Source organism: Halorarum halophilum (genome assembly GCF_013401515.1).
Taxonomy (GTDB): Archaea; Halobacteriota; Halobacteria; order Halobacteriales; family Haloferacaceae; genus Halorarum; species Halorarum halophilum.
Genome location: NZ_CP058529.1, coordinates 2,579,089 through 2,596,396 on the forward strand (window position 1 = coordinate 2,579,089; position 17,308 = coordinate 2,596,396).

Sequence of the window (17,308 nt, forward strand, 5' to 3'; positions counted from 1 at the left end):
GCCCCGTGAGGCCTGACGACGAGCGCTACTTCGCGCGCATCGAGGACCGCCTCGACGAGGCGTTCGACCGCGCGGGGGCCGCGAAGGGGCAGGGGAAGGACCCCGTCGAGGAGATCGAGATCCCCGTCGCGCGGGACATGGCCGACCGGGTCGAGAACATCCTCGGCATCCCCGGCGTGGCCGAGCGCGTCCGGGAACTGGAGGAGGAGTTCTCCCGCGAGGAGGCCGCCCTCGAACTGGTGACCGACTTCGTCGACGGCGCAGTCGGCGACTTCGACTCGCGCGAGGGGAAGATCGAGGGAGCGGTCCGGACCGCCGTCGCGCTGCTCACCGAGGGCGTCGTCGCGGCGCCCATCGAGGGCATCGACCGCGTCGAACTGCTCCAGAACGACGACGGGACGGAGTTCGTGAACGTCTACTACGCCGGCCCGATCCGGTCCGCGGGCGGCACCGCGCAGGCCCTCTCGGTGCTCGTGGGCGACTACGCCCGGTCGCTGCTCGGCATCGAGGAGTACAGCGCCCGGAGCGACGAGGTCGAGCGCTACGCCGAGGAGGTGGCGCTGTACGACACGGAGACCGGCCTCCAGTACACGCCGAAGGACGAGGAGACGAAGTTCATCGCGAAGCACATGCCCATCATGCTCGACGGGGAGGCGACCGGGGACGAGGAGGTCTCCGGCTTCCGCGACCTCGAACGGGTGGACACCAACTCCGCCAGGGGCGGGATGTGCCTCGTCCTGGCCGAGGGGATCGCGCTGAAGGCGCCGAAGATCCAGCGTTACACCCGCCAGCTCGACGAGGTGGACTGGCCGTGGCTCCAGGACCTCATCGACGGCACGTACTACGAGAGCGACGACGCGGACGCGGGCGATGGCGAGGGGGAAGACGCTGACGGGGAGGCGGCGGCCGAGAACGGCGACGACCTCGCCGAGGGTGAGTCGGACGCCACGGGGCCGACCGGCCCGAAGCGCGCCGAACCCGCGAAGAAGTTCCTGCGCGACCTGATTGCCGGCCGTCCGGTGTTCAGCCATCCCTCGGAACCCGGCGGGTTCCGCCTGCGCTACGGCCGGGCGCGAAACCACGGCTTCGCGACCGGGGGCGTCCATCCCGCGACGATGCACCTCGTCGACGACTTCCTCGCGACCGGCACCCAGATCAAGACCGAGCGCCCGGGGAAGGCACACGGGGTCGTCCCCGTCGACTCCATCGAGGGGCCGACCGTCCGCCTTGCGAACGGCGACGTCCGCCGGGTCGACGACCCGGCCGAGGCGCTCGAGATCCGCAACGGTGTCGAGGAGATCCTCGATCTCGGCGAGTACCTCGTGAACTACGGCGAGTTCGTCGAGAACAACCACCCGCTTGCGCCGGCCTCCTACGTCCGGGAGTGGTGGGAGCAGGACCTCGATGCCGCCGGTGCCGACCTCCAGGCGCTTAGGGACGACCCCCGGATGGATCTGGCCGACCCCGACGCCGACCAGGCGCTCGCGTGGGTCGAGGAGTTCGACGCGCCGCTCCACCCGACGTACACGTACCTCTGGCACGACATCTCGGTCGAGGAGTTCGACGTGCTCACCGATGCGGTGGCCGAAGGGGAGGTCACCGGCGGGGTTCTCGCGCTGGAGAACACGGACACGGTCCGGCGGGCGCTGGAGACGCTGCTCGTCGAGCACTCCCAGACGCCGGACGCCCTCCGCGTCCCCGACTTCCGGCCGCTCCTCCGTCAGCTCGGCGTGACCGACGGACTGCGACGCGAGTGGGAGTACGACGACCTGCCCGCCGAGGCCCGCGAGTGGGCCAGCGGCGACAACGCCGTGAAGGCGGTGAACGAGGTGGCGTCGTTCACCGTCCGGGAGCGCGCCCCGACCCGGATCGGGAACCGGATGGGCCGCCCGGAGAAGTCCGAGAGCCGCGACCTCTCGCCGGCGGTCCACACGCTGTTCCCCATCCGCGACTTCGGCGGGAGCCAGCGCTCGGTCGGCGAGGCCGCCCGCGAGCGGACCGAACACGGCCGCGGCGTCTTCGACGTGTTGCTCGGCGAGCGGATCTGTCCCGACTGCGACGAGAAGACGTTCGAGAACCTGTGTTCCGAATGCGGGACGCACACTGAGCCGCACTTCGAGTGCGAGGAGTGCGGGACGGTCTGTGAACCCGACGAGTCCGGGCGCGTCGAGTGCCCGCGCTGTGAACGCGAGGTCGAGAGCGTCGACTGGCAGCGCGTCGACCTGAACGCCGAGTACTGGGACGCCCTGGACGCGCTCGGCGAACGCGAGGCCGGCTTCGAGATCCTCAAGGGCGTGAAGGGGCTCACCTCCGCGAACAAGACGCCGGAGCCGATGGAGAAGGGCGTGCTGCGGGCGAAACACGGCGTCACCGCGTTCAAGGACGGCACCGTCAGGTACGACATGACGGACCTCCCGGTCACCGCGGTCCGGCCCGAGGAGCTCGACGTGACCGCCGAGCACTTCCGCGAACTCGGCTACGAGACCGACATCGACGGCGAGCCGCTGGTCCACGACGAGCAGCTGGTCGAGCTGAAGGTGCAGGACATCGTCCTCTCCGACGGCGCCGCCGACCACATGATGAAGACGGCCGACTTCGTCGACGAGCTGCTCACGGACTTCTACGACCTGGACCCGTTCTACGAGGTGAACGGGCGCGACGACCTCGTCGGCGAACTCGTGTTCGGGATGGCCCCCCACACCAGCGCGGCGGTCGTCGGGAGGGTGATCGGGTTCACGTCGGCCGCCGTCGGCTACGCGCATCCGTACTTCCACGCCGCGAAACGTCGGAACTGTGACGGCGACGAGGACTGCGTGATGCTCCTGATGGACGGGCTCCTCAACTTCTCGAAGCAGTTCCTCCCGGACAAACGGGGCGGGCAGATGGACGCCCCGCTGGTCATGTCCTCACGCATCGACCCCAGCGAGATCGACGACGAGGCGCACAACATGGACATCGTCCGGACGTACCCGCGGGAGTTCTACGAGGCGACTCTGGAGATGGCCGACCCGGAGGAGGTGGACATCAGGATCGGCGACGACACGCTCGGCACCGACGACGAGTACCGCGGGTTCCACCACACCCACGACACCACCGACATCGCGCTCGGGCCGGACCTCTCGGCGTACAAGACGCTCGGCTCGATGATGGACAAGATGGACGCCCAGCTCGCGCTGGCGCGGAAGCTCCGCGCGGTCGACGAGACCGACGTGGCCGAGCGCGTCATCGAGTACCACTTCCTGCCGGACCTCATCGGGAACCTCCGCGCGTTCTCCCGACAGGAGACGCGGTGCCTGGACTGCGGGGAGAAGTACCGCCGGGTGCCGCTCACGGGCGACTGCCGGGAGTGCGGGGGACGGATGACGCTCACGGTCCACCAGGGGTCGGTGAACAAGTACATGGACACCGCCATCCGCGTCGCCGACGAGTTCGACTGCCGCGAGTACACGAAACAGCGCCTCGAGATCCTCGAACGTTCGCTGGAGTCGGTGTTCGAGAACGACAAGAATAGGCCCTCGACCATTGCAGATTTCATGTGAAACCAGTAGAGGAGACGGACCTACGCCTGCAAAAAACCAAGCAGAAAAACGCCCTATCTAATTATACTTTGCAAGTCTACTTCGCGTATCGTCCCTCCTCAGGTTGAATGGTAAGTACAGAGAATCAACATTTCACCGCCAGCTCCAGCGGCCACTCCTAAAGTAGTGATTCGCGCAGACTACGTTGTACACGGGCTGCCAGTTGGGTTCCCTCTCTGGTTGACTATCCCCTCCCGCGAAATTCGGAGCCCAGATTGGCCTCACTCGGGATCTCGAGACCCGGGTATCGCCATTGCAACCCCGTAATACGCCCAAAGCAGGAGAAGAACGTTCCCAGTTGCGACGAGGAGCAGGACGAGACTGCTCATAATACCGACTTCAGTGGGGACGTTGATAAGCGAAAATTCGCCAACCTGAATAATCGACATCGTATCGTGAATCTCCGAGCGTTCCGGTCGTTCTCGCCAGTAGTTCCACGCCAGAAGCAACATGGTGCCGAGCGCGAGGGACACGATCGCTCGAAGCCACGCGCGAGCATACCTCAGCGTTCCTGCGGCGTCGGCGAGGTGATGTGGGGAGAATCCACGACGAAGGTCGCGCGTACGTGCGACGAGAACCAGCGCAGCAGGATACAGGTACGTCGCGAGGAGCGAGAGGGTAGCGAAGGCGATGAGGGCGAGGAACGGGTCTATCGGTGTCCTCGAAAGCCAAGCCGGCCAGACGGCGATCAAGAGGTTGTAGATATTACGAGCGAGATACCACGATCCGACGACGAATGCTGGCACTCCCGTCAATACATTACCGACCACCGCGTGCGGCCACGAGTTCTGACTATTCCAGATAAAGAGGAACAGTAGTGGGGGGAGTCCATACACGACCCAGAGCCCGATAGCTCGCACCCCGTCGGCGATGAGTCCCCACAGCGGGCCGAACGATGGGATGGTGGTGTTCGTCGACGAGTCGTTAGCGCGGACGAGTCCGGCCACGTAGCCCATCAGCAGGACGACGGACGGGACCGACCAGAATGCGCCGAGCAGGACGGCGACGAGGATGGTTTGCCCGGAGCGGATGTTCTGACTGACGAACGTGACTACCTCAGAGTCTAGCCGCGAGTGGAGGTGGTCCCCGAGCGAGAATTTGTCCCGTGGCGGGACAGAAACGCGGCCGAGCGCGGCGTATCCCACCAGGAAGATGGCGAAGCTCAGGAAGCCCCGGAGCAGTTCAAGCGACTCTCGAACAGCCTCGACGAGGATGGGAACGTCGACTGGAACGAGGACAGAGGCGACCAGTTGTGATGGCATGAGTAGAACGAGCGTCCCCACGAACCATGTGAGGACGAATACGATCCAGTTCCGGGCGTAGGTCAGGCTTCGGAGAATCGGACTGAGGTCAGAGAACGAAAAGCCGTCCGAGAGTGTTCCACGGGCAGCGAAATTCAACAGGGCGGCTGGACCCACATACATGGCGAACAGTAACCCGAGGAGGGCCGGGTCGACCAGCACGCCGGCTGTAACCTGCCCCGGTGCGGAGATCCCGATGTCGAGGGCAGTGTACAGTTGCAGGAGAAACGAGACATTCCCGAGTAGCGAACTGAAGATCGCGAGGAGGAGAGCGCTGCTACTTTCCGACTCGAAGATGGAGAGGTACCCTGCAAACGCGACGAGAATGTATACAGTCCAGATTACATAAGCTCGGACACCGTCGAATACCAATGCGACCCAACGGTCGAATCTGGGCGTGTCCGAAGGGTGCGGCGTGACGTCCTCTCCGGGAGCGGAGGGTGGAACGTATCTGAGAATCCGGACGAAAAAGCCCATCACCAAGAAGCTCGGTATGACCAGCCAGACTGCGTAGCCCCAGAGCAGTCCGCCGAGGAGAAGAGTCGGTCCGATGTTCGGTATCGAACGGACGTCTTGAGCAAGAGTCGAGGCGAACTGCCGGAGGGTAGTGCCTGCCTGCAAGAAATCGGCTGGAATCTGCACGTACAACCATGAACTTCGATTTCTGGAAAGGATTGTTCCCTAGTGCAAACTGGTTAATAACCACCTGATGTGTAGGCCACACCCCATTCAGGGTCAGAATCACCGACTAAATACGACGAATCACTGACCGCACCGCTCTCGAAGGCCAGCCAACAACTCGCTGGTCGGCTACTGCGGGGTTCACGTCAAAAGAGCGACCGGTTGGACTTCAACTTCGAAGGTGATCTCGACAAGAACAAGCAGAGCGGGATCGCGGACTTCATGTGATCGCAAGTCCGGCGATACGCCCGGACGGGAAGTCACCGTACCACCTCACTCCGGTCAGTCCACCTTTTCCAGTTCGATGAGCGTCACGCCCCATTCCCGTCACGGGTGTGGGCCGGCGTCGACGTTCAGCCACTCGACCTCCGAAGATCTGGCCGAGTTCATACGTCCTCCCGTGTCGCGGTGCAGCGTGCTACTACATCGGGGAGATGGACCCTCCGGTACGTCTGATTCCGGATCGGAGATTCGGGGACCGAACGGCGATACCTCGGCGGAGAGCAGAAGCAGGTCCGTCCGTGGAGCAACCCTCCGGACGGACCGCCAGGTTGGTTGTACCCACGTATGCCAGCGTGGGGCCCACGGGCTCCTCTGGCGGATGTGCCGGCTGCCGCAGGCGGCGATACACGCCCTCAGCCGGACGGCCTCATCGGGCACCGCTACCCGATATCGGTTCACGCTCGTGACTATCGGGTGTTCTCTCGGTCGGTACTGTTGGCCAGAGTCGCTTAGTCGTTGGGATTTCACGAAATCGGCCTGGCCGAGTCGCCTGTGATGCGTTGTCGAAAGAGGTTTATACCGCGACTCGGGAATCCCCAACTGACGATTTCATCCGTTCGCACACTGGAGAGCACGACGTATCGTTCCCCTCGCTGTCGAGGACCGGGTTCTCGACGGGTGAGGGAAGGACGGCCCGCTCGCGCCACCCGGTCGGATCGAAATCACGTCGGCAACTCGCCAGCCGAGCCGATTCGTGCGGTACGGATTCACCGCTCCCGTTGGCCAACCGTCCGCGAGTGCCGAGCGAACATATGCATGAGTACGAACGATAGCTCGACTTCCCTCGAAACCGTCCGCGCCGAACTGGAGACAGAAATTCCCGACGACCTCTCGATCTCTCGGGTCACGTACGAGGGGCCGGAGCTCGTCATCTACACGGAGACGCCTCGCGAGTTCGCAGAGCGGGACGGACTGATTCGCCAGCTCGCCAGCACCATCCGAAAGCGAATTACCGTTCGCCCGGTGGCAGGTACCCAAGCGAGCCCGGAGAACGCCGAACCACAGATCCTCGACTTGATCCCCGAGGACGCGGGCATCTCGAACCTCCAGTTCTACCCGACGATCGGTGAGGTGCTGATCGAGGCCGAGAAACCCGGCCTCGTCATCGGCCGGCGCGGAAGCACCCTTCGGGAGATCACGCGGGCGGTCGGCTGGACGGCGGAGGTCCTCCGGACGCCACCGATGGAGTCGTCGACGGTCGACAACGTCCGGAACTTCCTCATGCAGGAACGCGACGAGCGACGCGCGTTCCTCGAGCGCGTGGGCGAGCGGATCTACCGCGAGCCGACGCACGACACCGAGTGGGTCCGCGTGACGACGCTCGGCTGCTGTCGCGAAGTCGGGCGCGCGAGTTTCGTCCTCAGCACGCCGGAGACGCGCATTCTCGTCGACTGTGGGGACAAACCCGGTGCCGACGGCGAGGTACCGTACCTGCAACTCCCCGAGGCGAACCCGATCGACATGAAGCGGTTTCGCGAGATCGGCCGTGAGGGCGACGGCGTCCTCTGCTACATCGAGGACTGTACCAACGCGAACAAGAAAGGCCGAACGCCGAGCGAGGCGGTCGCCCGCAGTCAGCTTCGGGACGTCATGGGGAGTCTCGAGGACTACGATGGCGGCATCGTCGCGACCACGTTCTCGAGCCACATCGCGCGCGTCTCGAGCCTCGTCGAATTCGCGAACGACATCGGCCGCGAACCCATCCTCCTCGGTCGGTCGATGGAGAAGTACTCCGGGACGGCCGATCGCATCGGCGCCGCGTCGTTCCCCGACGATCTCGCGATGTACGGCCACCGGCGGTCCATCGAACAGGCGTTCACGCGCATCATGAACGAGGGCAAGGAGAACTTCCTGCCCGTCGTGACGGGCCACCAGGGCGAACCGCGCGCGATGCTCACCCGGATGGGCCGCGGCGAGACGCCGTACGACCTCGAACAGGGCGACAAGGTCATCTTCAGCGCCCGGGTCATCCCCGAACCGACGAACGAGGGCCAGCGGTACCAGTCCGAGATGCTGCTCGGGATGCAGGGTGCGCGCATCTACGACGACGTCCACGTCTCGGGTCACCTCTCACAGGAGGGTCACTACGAGATGCTCGACGCGCTGCAACCCCAGCATATCATCCCCGCACACCAGAACATGAAGGGGTTCTCCGGCTACGTCGACCTCGCTACGAGTCAGGGATACGAGGTCGGTCGCGATCTCCACGTCACCTCGAACGGAAACGTACTCCAGTTGAGATAGGCGAACAGCCGATTAGCGCCTCCGCCTCCTCGATTCGCTGGCAGTGACGTGGTGGTAGCCCGTGGCCTCTGGAGGTCACTCCGTCGCTGCATTCCGACCTCGAAAACGACTGTGTGGTCGCAGGGTCGGACACGCATCCGGGCAGCCGCTACCCTGGTGAGAGCAACGACGAGAACAAGCCGAGAGGAACTGTGCTTCGTGTAGACGTGAACGCCGAAGACCCGTCGGTCAGCCAGTCCACGGCGAGTCCGGGTGGATGCTCGGAACGGAACGAGGAGAAACCGACAGAGGGAGACGCGAATCGGAGACCCAGGGCTTCCGTACCGAACCCGAACCGACCTGTCCCCGACGAGAATCGAAAAACCGCAAGACTACAGTCCGAAACGGAACCCCGCCCCGGACCGAACTGCTCTTTTCGCCCCCGCACCTCGCCCGGACATGGACATCGTCGTCTTCGGCGCCGGCGCGCTCGGGAGCCTCGTCGGCGGCGCCCTCGCCGGCAAACACGCGGTCACGCTGGTCGGGCGCGACCCGCACGTGGCGCGAATCCGGGAGGACGGCCTTCGCATCTCGGGGGAACTCGACGCCCTCGTCCACCCGGAGGCGACGACCGATCCCGCGGGACTCGTCGCCGACCTCGCGCTCGTGACGGTGAAGGCGTACGACACCGCCGAGGCGGCCGAGGCGCTCGCCGACGGCGACGTCGACCTCGTCTGCTCGCTCCAGAACGGCCTCACCGAGGGGACGCTCCGCGAGCGACTCGGCGACCGCGTGCTCGCCGGTACGGCGACCTACGGCGCGGAACTCGTCGACCCCGGCCACGTCCGCTGCACCGGGCTGGGTCGAATCCACGTCGGCGAACTCGACGACGGGGGGAGCGACCGCGCCGAACGGGTGGCTGCCGCGTTCCGCGCCGCCGAACTCGACTGCGAGGCCGACCCCGCGATGGCCCGCCGCCGGTGGGAGAAACTGGCCGTCAACGCCGGTATCAACGCCGTGACGGCGCTCGCCGGGGTCGAAAACGGCGCGCTCGCGGGGCCGCCCGGAGCCAGGACCGCCGAGCGGGCCGCCCGCGAGACCGCCCGCGTCGCCCGGGCCGAGGGAGTCGACCTCACGGACGACGACGCCGTGACGGCGCTCCGAGATGTCGTCGACGAGACGGCGGCCAATCGATCGTCGATGTACCAGGACGTGCGGGCAGGCCGAAGAACCGAGGTGGAAGCCATCAACGGCGCGGTCGTCGATCTGGGCCGGGCGAACGCCGTCGCGACGCCGACGAACGGGACGCTCGCCGAGCTGGTGCGGACCTGGGAGGCAGCCCGGGACCTGCGGCCGCCGGACGCCGACTGACCGTTCGACCTCGAGTCGTCGAACGCTCGACCCCGGGTCGGATCGTTCGCTGCATCAGCGTGAACGCCTCCGTTTCGGACTGCAGTCTATCGGTTTGACTCAAATACGACGGACTTCGAAAGTTCGCGGACGGAACGGATGATCAGTGATTCGGCGGTCGGTGGCGCTACTCGACGTAGCCGAGGTCGCGCAGGCGTTCGGTCGCCTCCTCGTCCATCTCGTCGAGCGAGTCGTCGCTCACGTCGCCCTCGGCGGCGTCGGTCCACGCCCCGCCGGCGGCCGCCTCGAACTCCCCGAGCGCCGCCTCGGCGGCTTCGATCCGCTCGTCGTCGGTGCCGGCCAGGTCGTTCTCCTCCCCGGGGTCCTCGTCGAGCCGGTACGCCTCGTCCGGGATGCGGTCGATGCGGACGTACTTCGCGTCGGTGCTCCGTGCCGCGCGCATCCGGCTGTAGAACCGCGAGTCCTCCGGAAGGTCGATGCCGGCAGCGGAGGCCTTCTCCTCCAGCTGCTTCAACTCCACCACGGGCCGGGAGTACTCGACGAACCCGTGCTCGCCCTCGGGCGACGCCGCCTGTCCGGGGTCGGGGTCGGTCGCGTTCGCGAACTCGCGGTAGTCCGCGGAGAGCAGCGACCGGGTCGCGTCCAGCGGGACGGCCTCCTCGCCCGGCGCGGTCGACTCGCCGCCCTCGACGTCCAGCGTGTCGAGCACGGTGTGGTAGAGGTCGAGGAGTTCGACGGTGTCCTCGCGTCGACCGCCGTCGAGGGCGGGGTGTTTCACCAGCAGCGGGACGTTCACCAGCGGGTCGTACAGGCAGAACTCGTGGCCGTACAGGTCGTGTTCGCCGTGGAGTTCGCCGTGGTCGGCGCAGACGACGACCGCCGTGTCGTCCCAGCGGTCGGTCTCCTTCAGCCAGTCGAACAGCCGCGTGAGCTGGTCGTCGATGTGGGCGATCTCGGCGTCGTAGAGGTTCCGGATGTCGGTCCACTCGTCCTCGTCGATGTCGCGGGCGCCCGAGTTGTACGCCTTCGAGTTCTGGCAGACCTCAGTCGAGTCGACGCCCGGCGCGTACTCGTCGACGTACTCCGCCGGCGGGTGGTAGGGGAGGTGGGCGTCCATGAGGTTGATGAACGCGAACCAGTCGTCCCCGTCGGCCTCCGCGTCGTCCACGAACGACTTCGTCCGGTCGATGACGGCTGGCGTCTTCGAGTCCGCGCCCTCCCCGGACGCGAGGTACTCGTGGGCGACGTTGCCGAGCGAGACGAGCTTGTCCGCGACCGACCGGAGCGCCTCGTTGTCGTTCATCGTCTTCCAGGCCCGGGCGAGCGGCCCGGAGAGGAAGTCGCCGGGCATCACCTCGAAGAAGTTGTCCTGGTCGTCGAAGCCGTCCGTGAGGTGGGTGTAGGGCGTGATCCACGCGTTCGAGGAGTAGCACGCCGTCCGGTATCCGGCCGCGGACAGCGTCTCCGCGAGCGTCGTCGCCCCCTCGAGGTAGGGGTTCTCCTGGTCCGCACCGTGCCGGTGGGGGTACATTCCGGTGAACAGCGAGGCGTGGACGGGCAGCGTCCACGGCGCCGGCGCGACCGCGTGCTCGAAGACGGTCGCCTCCTCGGCGAAGGCGTCGAGTCCAGGCGTCGTATCCCGGCCGTATCCGTACGGGCCGAGCCGGTCCTTCCTGACCGTGTCGAGGACGACGAAGAGGACGTTCCCCGGCTCCTGATTCATACCCCCTGCATCCATCCCGTGCCGAATACGTCTTCTGGTCCTCCGGAGTGTTGGCCGTCTGATTCGACTGTTCCCGGCCGAATCACGTCACACGTCCCGTTCGGCCAGCCGATCCGGATTCCGCCGGTCGAGCGGCTAGTTCACCCTCCGAACGAAATTTTATATCGCGAAATAGAATTTATGACGGGTTCGCCGCTCTCATTAGCCTATCGCGGAAAACGGCGCGCAGGGTGCCGAAAACCGGCGGATCCACGCGATTTAGGGCCGATAGCGGCGGCTCACGATCGGTCGAAAAACGTGAGAGGAATAGCCGGGGTTAGAAGGGGGCCTGGGGGCCTTCGTCGGACTCGCCGCCGTCGTCGCTCGACTCGCCGGGGAACGAGGGGGACGTGCCGCCGCCCGAGTGGCCCATCCCGCCGAGGTCGCCGTCGGCGCCGCCGCCCATGCCGGTGTCGGCGTGGACCTGGGTGATCTCGGGGATCTCCTTGGTCATGCGGGACTTGATGGCCTGGATGGTCATCGGGGAGATGCCACACCCCGAGCAGGCGCCGCCGAGCGCGATGTGGATCTCGCCCGACTCGCGGTCGAGGTGCTGGATGGCCGCGCTGCCGCCGTGCATCTGGATCTGCGGGAAGTTCCGCCGCAGGAAGTTCGTGACCCGCTCGCGAAGGTCGTCGTCGGCGTCCTGAGAGTCGGTGCTCATTAACGGAACGTTGGGAGTACGTCGGTTTATGCCTTGTGCTCGGTTCGAAGATTCGGCCAGTATCGTCCCGCTACTCCCCCTCAGCCGGCGGTTCGAGGTCGAACACGCGGTACAGTTCGGACTCGATCTCCGCGACGTACCGCTCCAGGGTCGCCTCGAGCTTCTCGTCGTCCACGACGACGGCCGTGAGCCGCTCGCTCGGGTTCTCGGGGAGGTCGATCCGGAAGGTCCCCGACTCGGCGTCGTAGAACGGCTCGCTCTCGTTCAGGATCTGCTGGTCGATGCCGTGGATCAGCTGGGAGTCGTACCGGTCGTTCATTGTCTCGAACGCGTTCTTGTACGCGCGCTGGAGCTCCGAGAAGTAGTGGACGTACTTGTCGTCGAACTTCTCGGGGTCGAAATCGGCCATTATCGGCTGATTTCGGTGGTGGCGACGTAAGCCCGGCGGTCCGGGAAATACACCGCATGGCGCGATAGAGAATCGGGTGACGGGGCGTCAGTGCTGTCACCCGATCGAGCGGCGAGGGCCGCACCGCCTACGGAAACTGTCGCGACTCGACGCTATCTCGGTAGCACAGACCTCGACGTGATACGCTCCCGTCGGCTGTCGGCCTCCGACCTGTCGCCTCCCGACGCGTTGGAGCATCCACGGTTGGCTATCCGGAAACTGCGCTCTTTGCGTGTGCTATCGCATAGCGAGTCGCAATGGCGAGCACCTCACTGGACGATCGACGTGCCGACGAACTCGACTCGGACGCGCAGGCGCTGCTGGACGAACTCGGCGAGGTCGGCGCCCCGGACCTCAGCCACCTCTCGCCCGAGCAGGCCAGGACGCTGCTCGGCGACCTGTTCACGCCGGCGGTCGATCCCGAACCGGTCGCCGAAGTGGACGAGCGGAAGATCCGGGCGTACGCTCGTGACGTCCGCGTACGGATCTACGACCCCGACCCGGACCAGGCGCTCCCCGCGGTCGTCTACTTCCACGGGGGCGGCTGGGTCGTCGGCAACCTCGACACCCACGACAAGGTCGCCCGCGCGCTGGCGAACGAGGGCGAGTGCCTCGTCGTCTCCGTCGACTACCGGAAGGCGCCGGAACACCCCTTCCCTGCGGCCGTCGAGGACGCCTACCTCGTGACGAAGTGGGTCGCCGACAACGCGGACGAACTCGGAACCAACAGGGGGCTGGCCGTCGCCGGCGAGAGCGCGGGCGGCAACCTCGCGACCGTCGTCGCGGGGATGGCCGCCGAGAAGGACGTGGGCGCGCCGGCGATCGACCACCAGGTGCTGTTCTACCCGGTGACCGACCACTCGTTCGACACCACCTCCTACGAGGAGAACGCGGACGGCTACTTCCTGACGACGCGCGGGATGGTGTGGTTCTGGAACCACTACCTCCGGGACGACATCGACGGGGCGAACCTCCGGGCGTCTCCGCTGCGCGCCCGCGAGGAGGCCCTCGCCGAACTCCCGCCGGCGACCCTGTTCACCTGCGGCTACGACCCGCTCCGGGACGAGCAGTTCGCGTACGCCGAGGCACTCGCCGACGCGGGCGTCCCCGTCGAACACACCCACTACGAAGGGATGATCCACGATTTCGCCAACATGAGCGAACTCGCCGAACCCTTCCCGAACGTCGAGGCTGCAAACGACGTGCAGGAGCAGGCCGGCGAGGCGGTCCGGGAGGCGTTCGAGTGATGGCCCTGGACGTGACCCCGGTGTCCGACGTCCCCGACCTCGGGTCGTTCTTCGGCGACGTGTTCGAGGCGGTCGTCGACCGGGAGGCCGGGATCCTCCAACACCGCCCCCTCGATACTCCCCGATCATGAACCACTCCACCAACCCGCCCGGCTTACGGGAACGAATCGAGGACGGGGACGTCGTACTCGGGATCGCCGAGAACACGTACTCGCCGGCACTCGTCGAACTGTACGGCGAACTGGGGCTCGATTTCGTCTGGATCGATTTCGAACACGCGGGTCCCAGTCCGTGGGACGGAACGGCGATGGAGCAGCTACTCCGTGCGAGCGAACTGGCGCAGACGGAGCTGCTGGTTCGACTTCCGGTCGACGAGCCGGCACTCGTTCGGAAGACGCTCGACGCCGGCGTCAGGAACGTGTTCGTCTCGCACGTCGATTCGGCGGACGAGGTGAGGCGTATCGTCCGGGCGGCCCACTTTCGCTACGACGACGGGCCCGGCGAGCGCGGGCTCGCCGTTCCGAGAGCGAGCCGATGAGGTCTCGACGACGACTACGTGGCGACCGAGGACGAGGAACTCCTGATCGGGGTGACCGTCGAGTCACGGCAGGCGGTCGAGAACATCGATTCCATCCTCGACGTTCCCGGGCTCGGGTTCGTCTTCGTCGGGCCGTTCGACCTCTCGGTCGCGTTCGGCCATCCGGGCGAACTCGACCACCCCGAGGTGCGGGACGCCGTCGAGATGATTCGATCGGCCGGCGTCGAGCGGGGCGTCCCCGTCGGCGGGCTCGGCTTCGGCATGGCGGACGTGAACGAGAAAGCCAGGAACGGGTATCAGCTGCTGAACGTCGGACCGACGACGCTCGCGATCCAGACCGTCGTCGAGGAGTGGCTGGACGAGTACGACGCGACGTGAGCACGTCGAGCCGGCCGCCTCCCGGAAGCCACCTACGGGCTGGCCAGCCGGCGTCCGTCGTCGGGTTCCCGGCGTCCGGATCCGAGACTGGACGTCGTAGCCAGGGGAGACGAAACGGGGAGACGGCGCGCTATCCGGGCGAGCTGACGGCGAGGATGGGCCCTCAGAACGTCGTCCAGGCGGTCGCGGCCTGCGACCGGTCGCGGACGCGCAACTCCCGCGCGCCGTCGTTCTCGCGGGTGTTGACGACGGTGTCGAACGGCTCGTACATCGTGTGGAGGGTCTGCTCGTCGTGCATCGTCGACCCGATGACGGCGACGGTGAACCACCCCTCGCTCTCGGCCTGCTTGGTGAGGACGCGGACGAACTGGTAGACGTCCTGCGGGTCGAGGTACATCAGCAGCTCCGAGAGCGAGTGGATGCCGACGCCGACCGGCGGGTCGTACTCCCGGAACTCCTCGAAGAAGTCGGTGAACTTCATCCCGATCTCGGTGAGGTTCTTCGGCGAGGAGACGTAGCGGACCCGGGGTTTGTCCGGCGTCCCGACGCCCCGCTGTTTGGAGACGCAGTCGACGACGGCGATCTCCGCAGGATCGAGCCCCCCAACCTCGGCGAAGCTCGCGCGTACCTCGTCGGCTGCGTCCCCGGTCGAGATGACGATCCCCCGCTCGACGGCGTCCCCGAGAAGGCGGAACATGAGGTCGTACTTCCCCGTCATCGGGGGGCCGGCGATGAGGAGGCTCCGCCCCTCGGGCGAATCACCGACAGACAGCGGGGAGTCCTCCAGCATACGTATGAGGTTGCGACCGATGGTCAAGAACTTTGTCCACGCCGCCGTCGCCGTGCCGCCGGGTGGTTCGCGGATCACTCGTTCGCGTCCCCGTCGTCGGACCGGCTCCGGAGGAACCGGGGGTACTGGAGCGCTCCGAGATCGTCGCCCCCGTCGAGGAGGCCGACGCGGTCGAGGCTCTCGGGGAGCCTTCCGGCGGGCCCCCGCTCGCCTCCCGGTCCAGGGGGCGAGCCGGCCACGTCGCCGTCCCGTGTCGCGCCATCGTCGCCGACGAGCCGGTCCCAGACGTCCCCGCGGTCGGGGACGTCACCCCGGAGGACCCGTGCCTTCTGTCTCCCTTCCTGGTAGGCGAGGTCGATGATACTCCGATCGTACGAGCTGTCGAGTGCGGCCAGGAGGCGGTCGAACTCCTCCTGGTTCTCGTAACCGAACTCGGAGGCGACGCCGAGCGCGAACGCCCGGTCGATAGCCTCCACCTCCGAGAGGTCCTCCCAGTCGGTTCCCAGGCGCTCCTCGTACATCAGTGGGTGACCGCCCGGCCCGCGTCGACGACCAACCCGTCGTCCGTGAACCGCAGGTCGTGGATGTCCGTGTCAACGTCGGTCCCGCGCATCTTCACAACCTGGACGCCCCGGGACATCCCGCCCTCCTCCATGTAGTTGTGGAAGAACACCACGCCGTGGGAGAGGTAGTGCTCGTCCGCGTAGGCGGACGGGTCCGTCATCTCGGAGATGAGGTATGTGGTCGCGTCCACGCGCTTGAGCGCGGAGAGGAACCTGATCATCGTGTCGTCGGTGTCGTCGAGGAAGAACCGGAGGAGCATCGTCGAGTCGATGACCACGCGGTCGATGTCCCGCGAGTCGACGAACGAGGTGATGCGGTTGCTGATACTGTTCGAGTCGCGCCGTTCCCCGGGCATCCCGAAGAAGCGCTTGCCGTCTGGTGAGAAGGCGTCGAGGAACGTCACCTGACCCGAATCCAGCGCGTCCCCGAAGCCGAACCCGTACCCGCTCATGTCGTCCACGAGGTCCGCCTGGCTCTCGTGCATGCTGATGAACAGGCACCGGTCCCCCTCGGCGACGCCCTCGGAGAGGAACTGCGCCGAGAACGTCGTCTTTCCGCTCCCGGGGGGACCGCAGATGACGTAGAGCCTGCCGGCGGGGAGGCCGCCGCCGACGACCCCGTCGAAACCGCTCACGCCGCTCGATACACGCATACGTCAACTCCTTATCGAACCGTCAATAAGGGTTCCCACCCGAGTATCACGGTGGATAACCGCGGCACCTTCCGATCCGGCGGTCCCGCGCCGACTGGGGCGATAGCACGCGTCGATGACCTATCGAGATCCACCGTGAGTGGGATTCGAATCACATTCGAAACACACTCGAATGATGTTTCGATGAGCTGGACGCTATCCGGAGAACGAACCGAAAACGAGCCGGGATCTTCGACCGACCGGCTCCCGGGACGGGAGTCCGAACTGGGACGCGTTACTGCGTTCGGGGTTCGACCCAGACGACGAACCGGTCGTCGCCCTTCACGATGCCCCTGACGTCGTCGTCGCCGGCCGTCGTGGCCTCGTCGACCTGTTCGGGGGCGACGTCGCGCACCTGGTACACCTCGTCGACGACCCAACCGACGGTGCCGCCCTCGTCGGTCTCCTGCGGGTCGAAGACGATGATTCGCTCGCGTGCGCCGTCCTCGGCGACCCCGAGCAGCGTCTTGGGGTCGATGATCGTCGTCGTTTTCCCGCGCAGGTCCATCACGCCCTCGACGTGCCGGGGCGAGTTCGGTATTGCCGTGAGTTCGCCCGCGTCGACGATCTCGTCGATGTAGGCGATGTCGAGACAGTACGTCTCCTCGCCCAGCCCGAACTCGAGCACTTGCGTGATCTCCCCATCCTCGGCGGCGGGTCCGTCGGCCGCCTGTTGACTGCTCGCCATGACCCTAACCGCCCCGTCGCCGGACTTAACCGTGTTCCCCGAACTATCACCGCTGAAATTCGGGACGGAGCCTTCAAGGAACGCCTGCGGATACGACGGTAC

Annotated in this window: 13 protein-coding genes and 1 pseudogene; 6 read left to right on the forward strand and 8 right to left on the reverse strand. The window is 66.2% G+C overall.

The window, feature by feature from the left end; translation table 11 throughout:
* Nucleotides 1-5 precede the first annotated feature (5 nt).
* The gene (locus HUG10_RS13005; protein ID WP_179169984.1) at nucleotides 6-3,539 is read left to right on the forward strand and encodes a DNA polymerase II large subunit; all 3,534 of its coding nucleotides are present in this window, start codon (nucleotides 6-8) and stop codon (nucleotides 3,537-3,539) included.
* 260 nt (nucleotides 3,540-3,799) lie between these two features.
* On the opposite strand, the gene HUG10_RS13010 is transcribed toward HUG10_RS13005, so the two are convergent.
* Entirely contained in the window at nucleotides 3,800-5,521 is a 1,722-nt protein-coding gene (locus HUG10_RS13010; protein WP_179169985.1) for a DUF4013 domain-containing protein, read from the reverse strand.
* A 1,077-nt stretch (nucleotides 5,522-6,598) separates the two neighbouring features.
* On the opposite strand from HUG10_RS13010, the gene HUG10_RS21680 reads away from it, so the two are divergent.
* Nucleotides 6,599-8,086: a hypothetical protein gene (locus HUG10_RS21680; RefSeq protein WP_394354965.1), complete on the forward strand. Its 1,488-nt coding sequence runs from the start codon at nucleotides 6,599-6,601 to the stop codon at nucleotides 8,084-8,086.
* 438 nt (nucleotides 8,087-8,524) lie between these two features.
* Nucleotides 8,525-9,436: a ketopantoate reductase family protein gene (locus HUG10_RS13020; RefSeq protein ID WP_179169986.1), complete on the forward strand. Its 912-nt coding sequence runs from the start codon at nucleotides 8,525-8,527 to the stop codon at nucleotides 9,434-9,436.
* Between the two features lie 166 nt (nucleotides 9,437-9,602).
* Here HUG10_RS13020 and HUG10_RS13025 read toward each other — a convergent pair whose 3' ends face one another.
* The 3 genes from HUG10_RS13025 to HUG10_RS13035 all read right to left on the reverse strand — a co-directional run bounded on the left by HUG10_RS13025 (nucleotide 9,603) and on the right by HUG10_RS13035 (nucleotide 12,271).
* Complete coding sequence (locus tag HUG10_RS13025) at nucleotides 9,603-11,159, reverse strand: sulfatase (protein WP_179169987.1); 1,557 nt, start codon at nucleotides 11,157-11,159, stop codon at nucleotides 9,603-9,605.
* A gap of 316 nt (nucleotides 11,160-11,475) precedes the next feature.
* Nucleotides 11,476-11,862: a NifU family protein gene (locus tag HUG10_RS13030; RefSeq protein ID WP_179169988.1), complete on the reverse strand. Its 387-nt coding sequence runs from the start codon at nucleotides 11,860-11,862 to the stop codon at nucleotides 11,476-11,478.
* A gap of 70 nt (nucleotides 11,863-11,932) precedes the next feature.
* The gene (locus HUG10_RS13035; RefSeq protein WP_179169989.1) at nucleotides 11,933-12,271 is read right to left on the reverse strand and encodes a DUF5783 family protein; all 339 of its coding nucleotides are present in this window, start codon (nucleotides 12,269-12,271) and stop codon (nucleotides 11,933-11,935) included.
* Between the two features lie 296 nt (nucleotides 12,272-12,567).
* On the opposite strand from HUG10_RS13035, the gene HUG10_RS13040 reads away from it, so the two are divergent.
* The 3 genes and pseudogenes from HUG10_RS13040 to HUG10_RS13045 all read left to right on the forward strand — a co-directional run bounded on the left by HUG10_RS13040 (nucleotide 12,568) and on the right by HUG10_RS13045 (nucleotide 14,473).
* The gene (locus HUG10_RS13040) at nucleotides 12,568-13,557 is read left to right on the forward strand and encodes an alpha/beta hydrolase (protein ID WP_179169990.1); all 990 of its coding nucleotides are present in this window, start codon (nucleotides 12,568-12,570) and stop codon (nucleotides 13,555-13,557) included.
* Nucleotides 13,557-13,688 carry a hypothetical protein gene (locus HUG10_RS22035; protein ID WP_281375650.1) on the forward strand — a complete coding sequence of 44 codons (132 nt, stop codon included), beginning with the start codon at nucleotides 13,557-13,559 and terminating at the stop codon, nucleotides 13,686-13,688. The genes HUG10_RS13040 and HUG10_RS22035 overlap by 1 nt, the downstream gene beginning before the upstream one ends.
* A pseudogene (locus HUG10_RS13045) lies at nucleotides 13,685-14,473 on the forward strand (HpcH/HpaI aldolase family protein). Before HUG10_RS22035 ends, HUG10_RS13045 begins: the two are co-directional and overlap by 4 nt.
* Nucleotides 14,474-14,636: 163 nt before the next feature.
* Here HUG10_RS13045 and HUG10_RS13050 read toward each other — a convergent pair.
* The 4 genes from HUG10_RS13050 to HUG10_RS13065 form a co-directional block, all read right to left on the reverse strand.
* Nucleotides 14,637-15,263 carry an RAD55 family ATPase gene (locus HUG10_RS13050; RefSeq protein ID WP_179169991.1) on the reverse strand — a complete coding sequence of 209 codons (627 nt, stop codon included), beginning with the start codon at nucleotides 15,261-15,263 and terminating at the stop codon, nucleotides 14,637-14,639.
* A gap of 74 nt (nucleotides 15,264-15,337) precedes the next feature.
* On the reverse strand, nucleotides 15,338-15,784 hold the full coding sequence (locus HUG10_RS13055; RefSeq protein ID WP_179169992.1) for a hypothetical protein: 447 nt from the start codon (nucleotides 15,782-15,784) through the stop codon (nucleotides 15,338-15,340).
* The gene (locus HUG10_RS13060; RefSeq protein ID WP_179169993.1) at nucleotides 15,784-16,479 is read right to left on the reverse strand and encodes an RAD55 family ATPase; all 696 of its coding nucleotides are present in this window, start codon (nucleotides 16,477-16,479) and stop codon (nucleotides 15,784-15,786) included. The genes HUG10_RS13055 and HUG10_RS13060 overlap by 1 nt, the downstream gene beginning before the upstream one ends.
* 274 nt (nucleotides 16,480-16,753) lie before the next feature.
* Nucleotides 16,754-17,206 carry a chemotaxis protein CheW gene (locus HUG10_RS13065; protein WP_179169994.1) on the reverse strand — a complete coding sequence of 151 codons (453 nt, stop codon included), beginning with the start codon at nucleotides 17,204-17,206 and terminating at the stop codon, nucleotides 16,754-16,756.
* Nucleotides 17,207-17,308: the final 102 nt, after the last annotated feature.